At 70.1% G+C, this 15,456-nt stretch carries 17 protein-coding genes and 1 pseudogene; 6 read left to right on the forward strand and 12 right to left on the reverse strand.

Annotation, left to right across the window (positions count from 1 at the left end):
• Nucleotides 1-25: 25 nt before the first annotated feature.
• From ABZ893_RS35660 to ABZ893_RS35685, 6 genes are all read right to left on the reverse strand, one after another.
• Nucleotides 26-847 carry a thioesterase family protein gene (locus ABZ893_RS35660; protein WP_361412443.1) on the reverse strand — a complete coding sequence of 274 codons (822 nt, stop codon included), beginning with the start codon at nt 845-847 and terminating at the stop codon, nt 26-28.
• 62 nt (nt 848-909) lie between these two features.
• The gene (locus ABZ893_RS35665; RefSeq protein ID WP_361412445.1) at nt 910-1,536 is read right to left on the reverse strand and encodes a glyoxalase; all 627 of its coding nucleotides are present in this window, start codon (nt 1,534-1,536) and stop codon (nt 910-912) included.
• Complete coding sequence (locus ABZ893_RS35670; RefSeq protein WP_361412447.1) at nt 1,533-1,892, reverse strand: AraC family transcriptional regulator; 360 nt, start codon at nt 1,890-1,892, stop codon at nt 1,533-1,535. The genes ABZ893_RS35665 and ABZ893_RS35670 overlap by 4 nt, the downstream gene beginning before the upstream one ends.
• A gap of 40 nt (nt 1,893-1,932) precedes the next feature.
• Nucleotides 1,933-2,343 carry a VOC family protein gene (locus ABZ893_RS35675; protein WP_361412449.1) on the reverse strand — a complete coding sequence of 137 codons (411 nt, stop codon included), beginning with the start codon at nt 2,341-2,343 and terminating at the stop codon, nt 1,933-1,935.
• A 112-nt stretch (nt 2,344-2,455) separates the two neighbouring features.
• Nucleotides 2,456-3,184, reverse strand: coding sequence for a dienelactone hydrolase family protein (locus ABZ893_RS35680; RefSeq protein ID WP_361412451.1), 729 nt, complete (start codon nt 3,182-3,184; stop codon nt 2,456-2,458).
• A gap of 229 nt (nt 3,185-3,413) precedes the next feature.
• A complete protein-coding gene (locus ABZ893_RS35685; protein WP_361412453.1) occupies nt 3,414-3,821 on the reverse strand; it encodes a hypothetical protein in 408 nt (135 codons plus the stop codon).
• A gap of 228 nt (nt 3,822-4,049) precedes the next feature.
• Between ABZ893_RS35685 and ABZ893_RS35690 the strand changes: the two genes are divergently transcribed.
• Nucleotides 4,050-4,844 carry an SDR family oxidoreductase gene (locus ABZ893_RS35690; RefSeq protein WP_361412455.1) on the forward strand — a complete coding sequence of 265 codons (795 nt, stop codon included), beginning with the start codon at nt 4,050-4,052 and terminating at the stop codon, nt 4,842-4,844.
• A 76-nt stretch (nt 4,845-4,920) separates the two neighbouring features.
• Here ABZ893_RS35690 and ABZ893_RS35695 read toward each other — a convergent pair whose 3' ends face one another.
• On the reverse strand, nt 4,921-5,481 hold the full coding sequence (locus ABZ893_RS35695; RefSeq protein WP_361412457.1) for a YciI family protein: 561 nt from the start codon (nt 5,479-5,481) through the stop codon (nt 4,921-4,923).
• A gap of 243 nt (nt 5,482-5,724) precedes the next feature.
• Between ABZ893_RS35695 and ABZ893_RS35700 the strand changes: the two genes are divergently transcribed.
• The gene (locus tag ABZ893_RS35700) at nt 5,725-6,234 is read left to right on the forward strand and encodes a GtrA family protein (RefSeq protein ID WP_361412459.1); all 510 of its coding nucleotides are present in this window, start codon (nt 5,725-5,727) and stop codon (nt 6,232-6,234) included.
• A gap of 239 nt (nt 6,235-6,473) precedes the next feature.
• Nucleotides 6,474-7,610: a hypothetical protein gene (locus tag ABZ893_RS35705; RefSeq protein WP_361412461.1), complete on the forward strand. Its 1,137-nt coding sequence runs from the start codon at nt 6,474-6,476 to the stop codon at nt 7,608-7,610.
• Nucleotides 7,611-7,638: 28 nt separating this feature from the next.
• Here the strand turns inward: ABZ893_RS35705 and ABZ893_RS35710 are convergent, their stop codons facing one another.
• Nucleotides 7,639-8,493 (reverse strand): Rieske (2Fe-2S) protein, encoded by an 855-nt coding sequence (locus ABZ893_RS35710; protein ID WP_361412463.1) that lies wholly within the window; start codon nt 8,491-8,493, stop codon nt 7,639-7,641.
• Nucleotides 8,494-8,670: 177 nt separating this feature from the next.
• Nucleotides 8,671-9,657 carry a DJ-1/PfpI family protein gene (locus ABZ893_RS35715; protein WP_361412465.1) on the reverse strand — a complete coding sequence of 329 codons (987 nt, stop codon included), beginning with the start codon at nt 9,655-9,657 and terminating at the stop codon, nt 8,671-8,673.
• Between the two features lie 157 nt (nt 9,658-9,814).
• Between ABZ893_RS35715 and ABZ893_RS35720 the strand changes: the two genes are divergently transcribed.
• Nucleotides 9,815-10,399 (forward strand): cysteine hydrolase family protein, encoded by a 585-nt coding sequence (locus tag ABZ893_RS35720; RefSeq protein WP_361412467.1) that lies wholly within the window; start codon nt 9,815-9,817, stop codon nt 10,397-10,399.
• A gap of 194 nt (nt 10,400-10,593) precedes the next feature.
• Complete coding sequence (locus tag ABZ893_RS35725; RefSeq protein ID WP_361412469.1) at nt 10,594-11,181, forward strand: TerD family protein; 588 nt, start codon at nt 10,594-10,596, stop codon at nt 11,179-11,181.
• A gap of 163 nt (nt 11,182-11,344) precedes the next feature.
• On the opposite strand, the gene ABZ893_RS35730 is transcribed toward ABZ893_RS35725, so the two are convergent.
• A complete protein-coding gene (locus ABZ893_RS35730) occupies nt 11,345-12,670 on the reverse strand; it encodes a phosphoribosyltransferase family protein (protein ID WP_361412471.1) in 1,326 nt (441 codons plus the stop codon).
• Nucleotides 12,671-12,825: 155 nt separating this feature from the next.
• On the opposite strand from ABZ893_RS35730, the gene ABZ893_RS35735 reads away from it, so the two are divergent.
• Nucleotides 12,826-13,602, forward strand: coding sequence for a PP2C family serine/threonine-protein phosphatase (locus ABZ893_RS35735; protein WP_361412473.1), 777 nt, complete (start codon nt 12,826-12,828; stop codon nt 13,600-13,602).
• Nucleotides 13,603-13,621: 19 nt separating this feature from the next.
• Here the strand turns inward: ABZ893_RS35735 and ABZ893_RS35740 are convergent, their stop codons facing one another.
• Together ABZ893_RS35740 and ABZ893_RS35745 are read right to left on the reverse strand one after the other, a co-directional pair.
• Complete coding sequence (locus ABZ893_RS35740; protein WP_361412475.1) at nt 13,622-14,185, reverse strand: dihydrofolate reductase family protein; 564 nt, start codon at nt 14,183-14,185, stop codon at nt 13,622-13,624.
• Between the two features lie 719 nt (nt 14,186-14,904).
• Nucleotides 14,905-15,456 (reverse strand): annotated as a pseudogene (locus ABZ893_RS35745) (urocanate hydratase); the annotation flags it as partial.

A 15,456-nucleotide genomic window follows, 5' to 3' on the forward strand; every position in this document is an offset into this window, starting at 1 on the left:
ATGTGGGGCCGCTGAGCCGTCGCCCTCACCCTGCCGCGGGCGGCTCCGGCTGTGGCCGGACGGTCAGCATCTGGTGCGCGTATCCGATGGGGCCGGTGGTGTCGTGGAGGACGGTCGTGGTGACACCGTGTCCGGCCGCGCCGAAGACGACGGTCGTGTCGAGCCCCGTCCACCGGCCTTCGGGCTGCCGGTGCAGGTGCAGGGTGAGGTCGACGTTCGGGTACATCCAGAGGGTGGGCGGCTGGCGTACGGCGATGCCGTTGGCCGTGTCCACGAGGGCGACGTACGACGCGAGCGGGCTCACCTTCTCCCCGGCGACCAGGTCAAGTCCCGTGGAGACCCAGGCAGTTGTACGGCCCGGCTGTGGTGGGGCCTGGGTGCGTACGTCGAGTGAGGCGATGTAGCCGCCGGGCCAGAGGGAGGCCATCGGCCAGGGCGTGCACGCGTCGGGCGGTGTGAGCGGGTCGGGGGCGCCGCCGGCGACGGAACTGGTGTCGGCGGCGGCGAGGAGCCAGGCACGGGCTCGGACGACCGGCCGTCCGGCCACGAGCACGGTGGCTTCGATCAGTTCGATGGTGCGGCCCGGCCGGACGGTCTCGACCTGGATCTCGCACTCGTCGAGGGCGAGGCGGCCCAGGATGTCGAAGCTGATCCGGCCGAGGGTCAGGCCCGCGTCCGCGCCCTGGTCGGCCACGTGGCGTTCGACGGCGTGCACGACGAGCCCACCGAGCGGGCTGAAGTGCAGCTCATCGGGGTCCCACGCCCCGCTGGCGTGCCGGGTCGGCTTGTAGCGGTGCTCGTCCGTCCGCTCGTAGTAACTGTCCGGTGCCTGTCCGCCGGGGTTCAACTGGGCTCCCTCTGTCGGTACTTCCTCCGCAGTCAGGATAAGGAGCAGGGGAACCCAGCCGCTCAGGGCGCCGAGGTCAGCGCCGAGGCTTCCCACGCGAAGCCGTCGGGGTCGGTGAACGCGCCTGCGTCTCCGCTGATCGCGATGCGGTGGGATCCGGTGCCGTCGGGAGCCACGCCCGCGTCCTTGGCGAGGGCGCGGCGCTTGTAGAGGGCCAGCTTCACGGGGCTCGACCCGGTGTCGAACTCGACGTACTTGGAGCCGAAGCTCTTCCCGACGGCGAGGCCCTGGCCGACATAGAAGCGCTTGCTCGCGGCGACGTCCTCGACGCCGAGCAGGAGCACCATCGCGTCGAACTCGCGAGTGGCGGGGCCGCGGTCCTTCTTGGCCGAGGTCGCGATCTTCCAGATCGTGCCGTCCGGGGCCTGTACGACGCCGCCGTGACCCCAGAGCGACTTGGTGACCGGCTTGAGCGGTGTGGCGCCGGCGGCGAGGGCCGCGTCGACGAAGGCGTTGACGTCGGCCGGCTGGGCCACCGTGAGCGACAGCGTGAACCCGCGGAAGCCGGTGGTGGGTGCCTCCGAGGCCCGCAGCCGGAGCTGCGGGCCGAGACCGAAGGCGTCGGTGTAGAAGCGCTGGGCGGCCGTGGTGTCGGCCACGTCGAGGGTGATGGATTCGATGGAGGTCATGGAAAACACGCTAGTTCCGGGGCTGCGGCGGATGCTTCTTCATTCCTGACCGGTTGGACCAGTCGTCCGGCCTCGGCACACACCTCGGCGACGCCGAGATCGCCGCGCGCCGACAGAAGGGCCTGCGCCCGCTCGACGCGCCGCCTCGTGACGTACGCGTACGGCGATTCGCCGTACGCGTCGAGGAATTGCCGGACGAGTTCGCGGGCGGGCATGTTCACCGCGCGGGCGAGCGCCTCGACGTCCAGTGGCTTCGCGTACTCGCGGTCGATCCGGTCGCGGACGCCGCGCAGCCGCACGAGGTCGCTCCGGTGCTTGGCCTCGGCGAGTGCGCGCCCCCACGAGGGGTGGCACATGAGTGAACTCCCTTCGTCGGACGGCCCGTTGGCGGAACGCTCAGCGCAGCTCCTGGATGCGGACCATGTTGCCCGCGGGGTCGCGGAAGGCGCAGTCCCGGACGCCGTACGGCTGGTCGGTCGGCTCCTGGACCACGTCCACGTCGCCGGACTGCACCTTCTCGAAGGTGGCGTCGAGGTCCCTGGTGGCGAGGAGGATCCAGCCGTAGGTGCCCTTGGCCATCATCTCGGCGATGGTGCGGCGCTCGTTCTCGGAGATGCCGGGGTCGGCGGCGGGCGGCGCCAGGAGGATCGATGTGCCGGGCTGGCCCACGGGGCCGACGGTGATCCAGCGCATCTTGCCCTGCCCGACGTCACTGCGGACCTCGAAGCCGAGCACGTCGCGGTAGAAGGCGAGGGACGCGTCCGGGTCGTCGTGCGGGAGGACGGTGGTGTGAATGGTGATGTCCATAATGATCAGGCTAGGCCTGGGACCGCGGCCCGCGCTTCTCGATTCCTGATGGATACGGAGATGGATACGGAAGCGGTGTCGCCCGTGCGGGCCGCGGTGAAAGCAGGTTCCGTCAGCGCACCGTCTCGCGCAGGAATTCCAGCGTGGCGGTCCATGCCTCGGCCGCCGACTTCGGGTCGTAGACGGCGGGCCTGCCGTCGTTGAAGAAGGCGTGCTCGGCCGGGTACATGCGGAAGTCGGCGTCGATTCCGGACTGCTTCTTGATGGTCTCCCGCAGGCCCTTGAGCGTGGGCTCCGGGATGGACCGGTCCCGGTCTCCGTAGTGGCCCTGGATCCGCGCCTTCAGGCCCGAGAAGTCCGGTACGTCCTCGTGGATGACCCCGTAGAAGGGGACGGCCGCGCTCACGCGCTGGTCCTGGGCCGCCAGGTAGAGGACGAATCCTCCGCCCATGCAGAATCCGACGGCGCCCACGGACGCGGACGTGGCCTCGGGCCGGTCGAGCAGGTAGTCCACGGCGCCCGAGAGCAGGGAGACGCCGCGGTCGACCGGCAGGTCGCGCATCATTTTGAACGCCTCGTCCGAATCGTGCGCGACGTTGCCGCCGTACAGGTCGGGGGCGAGCGCCACGAATCCCTCCGCGGCCAGGCGGTCCGTGACATCGGCGATGTGGTCGGTCAGGCCCCACCATTCCTGGATGACGACGATGCCGGGTCCCTGCCCGCCCGGCGGCAGCGCCAGGTATCCGTGGGCGTCGGCGCCACCGCTGGCGAACGTCACGTTCTGGCGGGCCGGTTTGCCCGTCGACCTGGGAGATCCGGCGGAGCTGGGCGTATCGGACACGTGATGCCTCCTGGGGTCGTTGGTCATGTCCCAGGATGCAGAGTAAAGCTAAAGATGACGTTGAAAGTGGGACTCCGGAACCGCTTGCCGGTGGCCCTGGGCGGAGGGCCTGGGGCCTGGCCCGGGTGGGCGGGGGCCTGACTCGGGTGGCCGAGGGCCTGACTCGGGTGGCCGAGCGCCTGACTCGGGTGGCCGGCGACCGACGGCCCGCTCCCCCTGAACACCCGCGTCACATACGGCGTATCACCACCAGGACGACGAGCAGCACGGTCGCTCCCGCGCTCATCCCGTGCGCGACGACCGCCGTGAGGGGGAAGTGCCGCTCCGCCGTCCCCGCCTGGGAGTGCCGTCCGGAACTGGGCAGCCAGCGCAGCAGCATCGTGAAGCCGAGCGCGGCGACGACGAGGACGACGGCGCACGCCGCCCAGGCCGAACTCCGCGCCTCCCCCAGCAGAAAGACCGTCCAGGCGGCAAGCCCACCGACCGCAAGGACGACGTGTCCCAGCACGAGCCACAGCGGCAGTCGGGTCACGCCGGGCGTGCGCTGGCGCAGCCCTCCGTTCCTGATCCACACCGTGGCGAGATAGCTGCCCAGCGCCGCCGTCACCAGCCATGCGCACAACACGAAGACCCGCATGTGCTCCCCCAGTTTCCGGCGGCCCCCCTGGCCGACGCACGCGACCAGCACACCGCACGCCCCGGCCGAGCAGACGGACATCCATTCAGTAATTCACTCGTTGGTGTGAATAGCCGGCCGGATCTCGGCGCTCGGAACTCCCGATCATTCCGCCGAGTTCAGCGAGTGGACGATCACACGTCCTCGTACACGGCTACGTCGTACACGACTGCGTCAGGGAGAGTCTTCGTGCAGCTGAATCTCGAAGGGCGTACGGCCCTCGTCACCGGATCCACGCAGGGCATCGGCGCCGCCATCGCCGAAGGGCTCGCGAAGGCGGGTGCCCAGGTCGGCGTCAGCGGCCGCACCGAGGCGCGGGTGGACGAGGCGATCGCGAATCTGACGGCCAAGGTGCCCGGGGCGAAGTTCGTGCCGGTGGCGGCGGATCTCGGTACGGAGGAAGGCGCCGCGCGGGCCGTGGAGTTGATGCCCGACGTCGACATCCTGGTGAACAACCTGGGCATCTTCGGCGCCAAGCCCGCCATGGAGATCGGCGACGACGAGTGGCGCCTCTACTTCGAGGTGAACGTCCTGGCGGGGATCCGGCTGACCCGCGCGTATCTGCCGGGCATGACGGCGCGCGGCTGGGGCCGTGTCCAGTACATCGCGAGCGACTCGGCGGTGGTCGTCCCGGCCGAGATGATCCATTACGGGATGTCCAAGACGGCGCTGCTCTCGGTGAGCCGCGGCTTCGCCAAGGAGGCCGCGGGGACGGGCGTCACCGTCAACTCCGTCCTCGCGGGCCCCACGCACACGGGCGGCGTCGAGGACTTCGTCTACCAGTTGGTGGACAAGGACCTGCCGTGGGACGAGGCGCAGAGAGTGTTCATGCGCGAGCACCGCCCCCAGTCCCTGCTCCAGCGGCTGATCGAACCCGAGGAGATCGCCAACCTCGTCGTCTACCTCAGCTCGGACCTGGCCTCCGCGACGACGGGTGGCGCGGTGCGGGTCGACGGGGGGTACATCGACTCGATCCTTCCCTGAGCCGACGGGCGGACGGCTTCCCTGGCGACCGCCACGGTCACGCCCGCCACGGTCGCGACGGCTACGGCCGCGACGGCTACGGGAGGGGCCGGCCGCCGGGCCACCACGTGTGCACCTCGACGGCCGCGTACCGGTCCGCGGTCAGCAGGGCACATGCCGTTTCCGGGTCGGGGGCCTGGATCATCGCCGCCGTGCCGAGCCAGGTGACGCCGTCGTCGGCCAGCAGCGGTCCGTACGCGATCAGGTCGTCCTTGGCGGACGGCGGGACGTCGAGGTCGGCGGGCTGTCCCGGGCTGCCGAGGCCGATCACCAGGTAGCGGTTGCGGTCGGTCCGGATACCGGGGAAGTCCCACATGGTGCGCCCCAGCAGGTTGCGGTACCGGCGCAGCAGCACGTCCCGGTAGACACCGGCCTGGTAGTTGGGCTCGTCGAAGGCGAACGCGCGGGCGGCCGCGGCGTCCGGCAGGTCGAGGATGTGGGTGCTGCCGGTGATGGTGACCCCGTCGTCGGCGAAGCTCGGACCGCGCGCGATCATCTCCGTCGCGTACCGGTCCATGTACGACAAGTGGTCCTCGATCAGCTTGTCACGCAAGGGGCGCGAGCCGGGCCGGTCACGGTGGTGGCAGAAGAACTCCATACCCAGGGACTCTGGCCGATGGGCGGCCACTTCTCAACACGCTTCCGCAACTCGACGGGCTTCCGCAACTAGTCGGGCTTCTGCAACTTGACGGGCCTCCGCACCTCAACCGATTTCCGCCATGCCCACGGCAATTCCTCGCTCTCGCCGAGCCGCAAATTGCCGAACCCCGCCGGATCCCGCATCGTTGTTACGCACGATTGAGCACCGTTGTTGACCGCCGAACCACGGAGGTTGACGAATATGGAGAAAGACCACCCCTCACATTCCCATGCCATGGGCCTGGCGAAAGAAATCGTCAAGTTCGGCGCGGTCGGCGGTGCGGGAGTCTTTGTCAACATCGCAGCGTTCAATCTCCTCCGGCATTTCGGTCACTTTCCGGTGGTCAGGGCCAGTGTCATCGCAACCCTCATCTCGATCGCATTCAACTACGTGGGCTTCCGGTATTTCACCTACCGTGACCGGAAGTCGCCGCAGCACACCAAGGAGATCTCCCTCTTCCTGGCCTTCAGCGCCATCGGCCTCGTCATCGAGAACAGCATTCTTTACGTGGCGACGTACGGGTTCGGCTGGGACAGCACCCTGCAGAGCAACATTTTCAAGTTCCTGGGAATCGGCGTCGCCACGCTCTTCCGCTTCTGGTCGTACCGGACATGGGTGTTCAAGGCGCTGCCGGCTCTTCCGGAGGAACAACCCGAGCCGGCATCGGCCGGCGTACGTGAAGGCAGCGCGCGAGACATTCGACGGCCATAGCCCCCCCAATCGGCCCACCCCAGGGCGCACGTCGGAATGCGCTGCACCCATCCGGCCCATCTCCGCTCGCACACCACGCGGAAGCCCCACACGATCGAACCGCGGGCCGTCGGACCGACCGTCACTGCTCGCGGCAGTTCGTCATGCCCACTGTGGAGGTGGAGGGACCTTTGCCTACTGGGATCGCGGTGGCACCGCCCCTCCCACAACAAGAACGCCGAGCCCCTTTGCCGCGCCGTGTGCGGGGCGCTCTGCGCAGGGCCGCTCCGGCGCTCGCGCTGTACGCGGCCGCACGCCTGACCGGTCTCGTCCTGGCGGCCCTGGTCGCCGTATGGACGAACAGGCCGTTGGAGCAGTTGTGGACGAGCCTGGGCGCCTCGTGGGACAGCAAGTGGTACATGGGCATCGCCCAGCACGGCTACGGCACCGTGGTCGTCTCCCGGACGCCCGGCCTGTCGTACAACGACATGGCGTTCTTCCCTCTGTACCCCGCGCTGGAGCGGGCCGTCGCCACGGTCCTGCCCGTGGGCACCGTGACGGCCGGACTCGCCGTGGCGTGGCTCTCGGCCGGGGCGGCGGCCGTCGGGATCTACCTGGTCGGTGAGCGGCTGTACCGCCGCCGGGTCGCCGTCGCCCTGGTGCTCCTGTGGGGCCTGCTCCCGCACGCCATCGTCGAGACCATGGCGTACAGCGAGTCACTGCTGACCGCGCTTGCCGCGTTCTCGCTCCACGCCGTGCTCAGACGGCGCTGGCTGTGGGCCGGCTTCCTGGCGATGCTGGCCGGGCTGACGCGGCCCAACGGGCTCGCCGTCGCCACGGCCGTCCTCGTCGGCGCCGCGCTGCTCCTGTGGCGCAGCGGGGACGCCCGTCGCGACTGGCGCGTCTGGACAGGGGCGGCCATCGCGCCGCTGGGCTGGCTTGGGTACGTCGCGTGGGTGGGCCAGCGCGCGGGCAAGCTGTTCGGGTACTTCAGGATCCAGAGCAACTGGGGTTCCCGCTTCGACTTCGGAGCGGGCCAACTCGAGTTCCTCAAGCACGTGTTCATGGACCGGGGCACGCCCGCGCATCTCACGTACTACATGGGCGCCGCGGTCGTGCTCGTCGGGCTGGTCGCGCTGGTGCTGTTCGCCCTGGACCGGCCGTCGCTGCCGGTGTTCGTCTACGCGCTGGTGCTCGTGATCATCGCGATCGGCGGCACGAAGTTCTACGCGTGCAAGCCGCGCTTCCTGCTGCCGGCCTTCCCCCTGCTGATCCCGGCCGCGATCGCCCTGACGCGGGCACGGCCACGCACCGCGGTCGTACTCGTCGCGTCCGTGGCGATGTTCTCGTTCGTGTACGGGACGCATGTGCTCTTCTTCGCTACCAACGCACCCTGACGCGCGGGGCCGGCCCACCGTCACCGGGTCACCTGGTCGCCGACTTCACGTAGACACGGCCGCCGTCTGCCTTCACGTCCCAGCGGGGTTCGTCGACGGCCGCCGGACCACGGGTCACCCGGCCGTCCTTGAGGCGGAATTCGCTCCCGTGCCAGGGGCAGCGGATGCAACTGTCGCGGACGACCTCACCCTCGTCGAGCGGGCCTCCGGCATGGGTGCAGGTGGCCGAGAGCGCGTACAGCGCGCCGCGGTGCCGGACGATCATCACCGGCACGCCGCCGGCCGTGGTCCGGAAGGGCCCGTCGTCGACGACGTCGGACTCCGCAGCGACGTCGGTCCATTCGTCAACCGTTCCCTGGAACGCCGTGTGGTTGACGCCCACTCCCCTGACCAGCGACAAGTGCCCGCCCAGGTACGCGGAACACCCCGTGACGCACAGTCCGGCGCCGGTGAGCAGCATCCCCACCCCGCGCCGTCCCCTCCGCCGTGCGCACAGCGATGCCAGCTGCATACCGGACGCGGTCACGTTCAGGAGTGCGTGCACGAGGCCGACCCGACGGGGTGCGCCGTAGGTGTCGGACCAGTCGGACGCGCCCGTCCAGGCCGCCGGCACCGAGGCGATGAGCCCGACGCCGACCAGTCGGCGAGCGGACGCTGCCCCGGCTCTGCCCGCGGTCACATCGAGGACGGATGCCATGCTCCAGGCGCCGATGGGCACGTCCGTCAGCATCGGGTGCAACGGGTGTCCCAGCCAGGTGCCCGAGAGCGCGTTCTTGATCACGTCGGGGCGCGTGACCCGCGACACCACTCCGGCGGCCCCGCGGGCGACGCAGTCGAGCCCTCGCAGGCCCTCGATCTCGTCGGTCAGCTTTCGCAGCAGCACGGTCGCTCCTCGTCACGTACAGACATCACGGACGCACATCACGGACGGAGACCACGGACGGACACGTCGAGCGGCTTACGGATCACTACCGACCATGGTCTCCCGCGACCGGACACCAGCCAACTCGATCACCACTCCCCCCACCCCTCGCCGTCGTCCACATGACCGGTGGCTGCATCACGTGGCCCTGAACCGGCGCCGGTACTCCGTGGGTGTCGTGTCCAGTTGCCGGCGGAACGCCCGTACCAGCGTGTCCGTCGTTCCGAAACCGCAGGTCGACGCGATGCGTTCGAGGGTGGCGTCGGAGGATTCGAGGTCGTGGCGTGCCTTCTCGACGCGGACGGACTCGATGTACGCGTGCGGAGTCGTGCCCAGTTCGGTCTTGAAGACGCGGGTGAGGTGGCGGTCGCTGACGTGGGCGAACGCGGCGAGGTCGGCGACGGTGAGCGGTTCGCCGATGTTGCGCATGATGTGGTGGCGGAGGTCCTCGATGCGGCGGGTCGTGGAGACCTGTTCCAGGGGGACGCTGAACTGGCTCTGGCCGCTCGGCCGCTTCAGGTACATCACCAGTTGGCGGGCGACACGTAGCGCGACGGGCTCTCCGAGGTCTTCCGCGATGAGCGCGAGCGACAGGTCGAGGCAGGCGCTGATGCCGGCGCCGGTCCACACGTTGCCCTCGCGGATGAAGATCGGGTCGGCGTCGACCTCCACCAGGGGGTGTTCCGCGGCGAGTTGGCGTGCGGTGGACCAGTGGGTGGTGGCTCGTTTGCCGTCGAGGAGTCCGGCGGCGGCGAGCAGGTGTGCGCCGACACACACGGAGGTGACTCTGCGCGTGCGGCCCGCGAGTTTCTTCACCCAGGTGACGAGCGCGGGGTCGACGAGGGCGGTGACGCGGTGTTCGCCGTCCACCTCGACCGAGCCGGGCACGACGAGGGTGTCGATCCCGGCCGTCGCCACCTCCTCGAAGGTGATGTCGGGGAGAATGCGGACTCCGGCACCGGTGGTGACGGGGTCCATGGTCTCGGCGGCGAGGACCACACGGTAGTTCGCGGCGTCCTCGCTCTCGCGCCGGGCCAGGGAGAACACTTCCGGTGGCCCGGTGACGTCGAGCAGGTCGACGCCCTTGAAGAGCACGATGACGATGAGTCGTCCGGTGTCCCGCACGTGTTTCCCCGTTCCGGTGTCGGCATGTCGGTATCTGCATGTTAGGCGTCATTGCCGACACGCGAGGCGGGTCCTAGCGTGGAGCACGCGGCCCGGCACACGGTTTGGGCCGCCGATATCCGATGGCGACCAGGCGATTCCCGAAGGCGGTACCTCCATGTCCCGAACGACGCTGCGCGAGCTCAACGGCCTCGACGACACTCCCGCGAAGCTGGCCGACTCGACGTTGATCCTGATCGACTTTCAGAACACCTACACCCAGGGTGTGATGGAGCTCGACGGCTGGGAGGAGTCGCTGGAAGCCGCCGCGCGGCTGCTCCAGCGGGCCCGTGAGGCGGGCACGAAGGTCGTGCACGTCATGCACGACGGTGGCGAGGGCACTCCTTACGACATCCGGGCTGAGATCGGGCAGATCCACCCCCGGGTCGCGCCGGTCGAGGGCGAGCCGGTCGTCGTGAAGGAGGCGCCGAACTCGTTCCACGGCACCGACCTGGACCAGCACGTGCCCGAAGGACAGGACGTCGTCATCGCGGGCTGGATGACGCACATGTGCGTGGCGTTCACGGCGCAGGGCGCGTTCCTGCGCGGCAACCGTCCCACGGTCGCGGCCGACGCGACGGCCACCCGGTCGCTGCCGGTGGCGGGCACGGACATCGACTCGCGCCAGGTGTACTACAGCGCGCTCGCGACGATCGCCGACCTGTACGGGGTCGTCGTCCCGCACGAGAAGGACATCGTCTGACCCTGCCGAACCATTCGGAGCGCCGCCCTGGCGCGCGGCGGAGCGGTCCAGGGCGGCGCGACATTCCTCGCGCACACGGGCATCGAGCCCCGGTAACGCGGAAGGCAAGGCCCCAATTCCGGACCGGGTGTGTCAAGCGGACAGCGCTACCGGCAGACTTCAGGGGTTGCACTCAATCATCGCGAGGAATTCACATGATCACGCTCACCAAGGAAGACGGACCGGCAGATCTCGACGGTGTGACCCACCTGTCCATCGGGGTGTCCTGGGACCCCACCGTCGGCAGCAGCGGCGGGCTGCTGGGCAAGCTTCGCCAGAAAGCCGGCACCGATCTCGACCTGATCGCCATCGCCCTGCAGGGCGCCGACCCCGTGCGGCTCGCGGGCCTCGACTCCCTCGACCCGCTGGGCAACGGCTCCTTGGTGCACAGCGGCGACAACCAGACTGGCCGCGGCGACGGTGACGACGAGACCGTGACCGTCGAGTTCGCCCGCATCCCGGCCAACATCACGTCGATCGTCTTCGTGGCCGCCGCCTACAAGCGGTCCAGCTCCTTCCAGAAGGCGCGGAACATCAGCTTCAAGGTGTACGACGCGACCGGCGGCAGTTCGCAGCAGGTCGCCGACATCTGGCCGAGCCTGCTGACCAACGACAACGGCTGCCGCGTCGCCAAGGCCGTCCGGATCAACGGCAGTTGGAAGCTCCAGGTGCTGAACGAGACGGGGAAGATCAAGCAGGGGGACGAGCGGGCGCTGATGCGTTTCGCGGTGGGCAACGGCTAGTCAGGCAGCGGGAGTTGGTGGGTCCGGGCGCGGCGCGGGGCGCCCGGACCCATCCGCACACATCACGGCACACCAGGCCCACCCACACGACTTTTGTAGCGCGCGCGGACCCACCCGCACACATCACCGGCACACCCGGGCACCCGGGCCCACCCGCACCCCTCTAGTGGCTCGCCCGTGGCCGGCCCGCAGCCCCAGATGCATCGCTCCCCGCCGTCAGATGCGCCACGAACCACGACCGCGCCAGCTCCGCGACCCGTTCGAGCGCTCCCGGTTCCTCGAAGAGATGCGTGGCTCCGGGCACGACCTCCAGCAGGTTCTCGCACCGGAGTCGGGCCTGCGCCAGTCGGTTGAGTTCGAGCACCCGCATATCGGCCCCGCCCACGATGAGCAGGGTCGGAGCGCGTACGTCACCGAGGTGCGGGCCGGCGAGATCGGGCCGCCCGCCCCTGGACACCACGGCACCGATGTCCGCGTCAGCCGCGGCCGCCTGGAGCGCGGCCGCCGCGCCCGTACTGGCGCCGAAGTAGCCGATGCGCGCCGGCTCACGTTCGCGGAGCCAACGCGTCGCTCCCGCAAGCCTGTCGGCGAGGGCGCCGATGTCGAACACGTTCCCCCGGTCCATTTCCTCCGCCGGAGTCAGCAGGTCGAACAGCAGCGTGCCGAGCCCTGCTTCCTGAAGCACCGTGGCGACCGCACGGTTACGCGGGCTGTGCCGGCTGCTGCCCGAACCGTGGGCGAACATCACGATGCCCGCGGCGCCTTCGGGCGGCGCGAGATCCCCGGCCAGTCGCACCCCGTCGGCCAGCACCTCGACCGCGGTCACGTCCGCCGCCCGCCGGGCATGTCCCGCGCCCGCCGCCGCCCGCGCCAGACACGCGGCCACTTCCTCGTCCGTGGTCTGCGCGAAGTCGAGGTACCACTCGCCGACGGAACCGAACAGGGGCGGTGCGGACAGACACACCACCTCGTCCGCGACACCGCTCAGCCGGTGCACCGCGTCGGGCGGCGCGACCGGCACCGCGAGCACCACGTGGGCGGCGCCCCGTGCCCGTACGACCTGGCACGCGGCCGCCGCGGTGGCGCCGGTGGCGATTCCGTCGTCCACCACGATGACCGTACGGGCGTCGCCCGCCGCCGGAGGCCGTCCGCCGCGGAAGCGCCGGGCGCGCCGCTCCAGCTCCTGGCGCTCCGTCCGTTCGACGGCGGCGATGTGGTCCGGGTCTATCCCGCAGTGGCGCACGATGTCGTCGTTGAGGACCCGCACACCGCCCTCGCCGATCGCGCCGAAGGCCAGTTCCGGCTGGTAGGGGACGCCGAGTTTGCGGACCACGATCACGTCGAGCGGCGCGCCCAGCGCGCTCGCCACCTCATAGGCCACCGGGACGCCGCCGCGCGGCAGCCCGAGGACGACCGGTGCCTCCCCCCGCAGGTGTCCCAGCGCCGCGGCCAGTCGCCGCCCGGCCTCCGTACGATCGGTGAACCGCACCGTACTCGCCCCATCTCGGAGAAGTCTCCGCCACTTCCGGGCTAACTCCGTTCGCGGCGTCGCGCAAGTCGGGGCGCGCCCGGCCCGATCCGGCCCGCGGCGCGACAATGGGGGGTGCGGACGAAGCACTCCGTCGCGGAGAGGCGGCCTCAGCCATGCCCTACATCACGGTCACGGCCCTGAGCCACACGGGACTCGTGCGCGACCACAACGAGGACAGCCTGGTCGTCGGCCCGTGGACGCTGTGCGGAACGGTGACGGAGAACCCGCAGACGCTGGTGTTCCCGTTCGGCCATCCCCTCGTCGTCGCGGTCGCGGACGGCATGGGCGGGCAGCCGGCCGGCGACGTGGCGAGCAGTCTCGTCGCCCGCCGTCTGGCCGCGTTCGGGCCGACGCTGGACAACGAGGACACCGTGCGTGCCGCTCTGGACCTGTGCAATCACGCCGTGTACGCGGCGGCCGACAGCGACCCGGCGCTGTCGACGATGGGGACGACGGTCGCGGGTGTCGTGGTCCTCGAAGGTGAGTTCCTCGTGTTCAACGTCGGCGACAGCCGGGTGCTCGACGTCGGACCGGCCCATCCGGCCGACGAGGGCACGGCCGAGGCTGACGCGCCGCTCCACCAGATGAGCGTGGACGACAGTCCCGCGCCGCCCCCGGGCCGGCGCACCACGTCGATCGTCACGCAGTCGCTCGGCGGCGCCCCGAAATACAGCCCGATCACGCCCCACGTCAGCGTCTCGCCGCTCACGCCGGGCAAGCGGATGGTCGTCTGCACCGACGGCCTCACCGACCCCGTACCGGACGAGCGGATCGACGAGGTGCTGCAGATGCACGACGGCGGGCGCGCGGTCTTCGAGCTGTGGCGGGCCGCGATGGAGGCGGGCGGCCCGGACAACGTCACGATCGCGCTGGTCTCCGTGACCGACTGACGCGGAGGGGCAGTGCTCGTCACGCCGGGGCGTAGCGCAGCAGCACGATCCCGCTGCGAAAGGTCTTCGATTCCAGGAGCCGCAGGCGTGGGACCTCGTAGCCGTCGGGGAAGAGGCGGCGGCCGCAGCCTTGGACGACCGGGTACACGAAGAGGCGGTACTCGTCGACGAGTCCCGCCTCGATCAGCGTGTGGGCCAGCGTGATGCTGCCGGTGACCACGATGTCCTTGCCGCCTGCCTGCTCCTTCAGCGCGGTGACCTCCTTGACCGCGTCGCCGGGGAGCACCGTCGAGTTCTCCCACCCGGGATCCTCGAGCGTGCCGGACACCACGTACTTCCGCACCCGGTCCAGGTAGGCGGAAATGCCGGTGGTGTCGTCGGACCGGTGGGGCCAGTAGGCGCGGAAGTCCTGGAAGGTGCGCCGCCCGAGAAGCAGCGCGTCGGCCTCGCCGTCCTGCCTGTGGCTCTCTTCCAGTACGTCGGCCATGTCCGTCCGGCCGTGTCCCTGCGGGTCGAACCAGTCCGTGATCATCTCGACGCGGCCGTCCGCGGTGATGTTCTGGGTGATCGCCAGAGTGCGCATTCCGCGCCTCCTTCCCGACGGGGGCAGGTACACCTCGGGTGACCGGGTCCGGGCCGGAAAGTCATCGGCCCGGACACGGGACTTTTTTCGGTCGCCAGGCTGCGGCTGTCCTTGCTCTCACAGCCTGGCGACCTGCTCTTGGTGATTGAGCGCGGGGAGCGGGTGGTTGAGGGCCCACCGTGCTCCCCGCGCCCAGGTCACGCCCGACGCACTATCGGGCTCACGGCGGTCAGGAGCCGGTGCGCCAGGAGGGCACCGGAACACGCCGTGCGTCATGGGTACGACGTCCGTCACACGGCGGACGTCGGCGCGCAGGTCAAGCTGCGCGTCGAGATTCAGCACCCCGGGCCGGCCTTCGTCGCGCCGGGCACGCGACGAGGCCGGTCCGAGATAGCTGCTGTGGGTGACTTCGCGGCCGCCGGCAGGACCACCACAAGGTGGTCCCGGCCGGCGAGCGAGGTGATCGTCGCGCCCGGACGCCGTTGTCCGGACTTCAGATCGCCTCGGCCACCTCGATGTCTCCCACGTCCAGGGCCACAGCGGGGTGCGGCACAGCCATGGAAGCCGGCGCCACCGCGCCACGCTTCCGGGCCGTTCACCGCACGCACCCTGCCGCCCCTGGTCGCGGCGCACACGTTCGTCGCTGCGGAAGCCGACGAACGCGGCGTCGCCGTGTTCGGCACGGCCGGGGTCGAACCCGGCCGTGAGATGCCGTCAGATCAGGCGTCCTGCTCCGTCATCGGGACGCGGACGCCACGCTCGGCAGCGACCTCGGCCGCGTACTCGTAGCCGGCGTCGACGTGACGGATGACACCCATGCCGGGGTCGTTGGTGAGGACGCGCTCGATCTTCTGCGCGGCCAGCTCGGTGCCGTCCGCGACGCAGACCTGACCGGCGTGGATGGAGCGGCCCATGCCCACGCCACCGCCGTGGTGGATGGAGACCCAGGAGGCACCGGAGGCGGTGTTGACCAGGGCGTTCAGCAGCGGCCAGTCGGCGATCGCGTCCGAGCCGTCCTTCATGGCCTCGGTCTCGCGGTACGGGGAAGCCACCGAACCCGAGTCGAGGTGGTCGCGGCCGATGGCGATCGGGGCGGACAGCTCGCCGCTGGCGACCATCTCGTTGAACTTCAGACCCGCCAGGTGACGCTCGCCGTAACCCAGCCAGCAGATACGCGCCGGGAGACCCTCGAACGCGATGCGCTCGCCGGCCATGTCGATCCAGCGGTGCAGGTGCTTGTTCTCCGGGAACAGCTCCTTGATCGCCTTGTC

Origin of the sequence: Streptomyces sp. NPDC046821 (genome assembly GCF_040645335.1) — a bacterium.
Lineage (GTDB): Bacteria > Actinomycetota > Actinomycetes > Streptomycetales > Streptomycetaceae > Streptomyces.

What these genes read in the sequence shown, in the direction of transcription:
- ABZ893_RS35665 (WP_361412445.1), bottom strand. Translation starts at nt 1,536, where the DNA reads ATGACCTCCATCGAATCCATCACCCTCGACGTGGCCGACACCACGGCC.
- ABZ893_RS35670 (WP_361412447.1), bottom strand. Translation starts at nt 1,892, where the DNA reads ATGTGCCACCCCTCGTGGGGGCGCGCACTCGCCGAGGCCAAGCACCGG.
- ABZ893_RS35675 (WP_361412449.1), bottom strand. Translation starts at nt 2,343, where the DNA reads ATGGACATCACCATTCACACCACCGTCCTCCCGCACGACGACCCGGAC.
- ABZ893_RS35685 (WP_361412453.1), bottom strand. Translation starts at nt 3,821, where the DNA reads ATGCGGGTCTTCGTGTTGTGCGCATGGCTGGTGACGGCGGCGCTGGGC.
- ABZ893_RS35695 (WP_361412457.1), bottom strand. Translation starts at nt 5,481, where the DNA reads ATGGAGTTCTTCTGCCACCACCGTGACCGGCCCGGCTCGCGCCCCTTG.
- ABZ893_RS35700 (WP_361412459.1), top strand. Translation starts at nt 5,725, where the DNA reads ATGGAGAAAGACCACCCCTCACATTCCCATGCCATGGGCCTGGCGAAA.
- ABZ893_RS35720 (WP_361412467.1), top strand. Translation starts at nt 9,815, where the DNA reads ATGTCCCGAACGACGCTGCGCGAGCTCAACGGCCTCGACGACACTCCC.
- ABZ893_RS35725 (WP_361412469.1), top strand. Translation starts at nt 10,594, where the DNA reads ATGATCACGCTCACCAAGGAAGACGGACCGGCAGATCTCGACGGTGTG.
- ABZ893_RS35735 (WP_361412473.1), top strand. Translation starts at nt 12,826, where the DNA reads ATGCCCTACATCACGGTCACGGCCCTGAGCCACACGGGACTCGTGCGC.
- ABZ893_RS35740 (WP_361412475.1), bottom strand. Translation starts at nt 14,185, where the DNA reads ATGCGCACTCTGGCGATCACCCAGAACATCACCGCGGACGGCCGCGTC.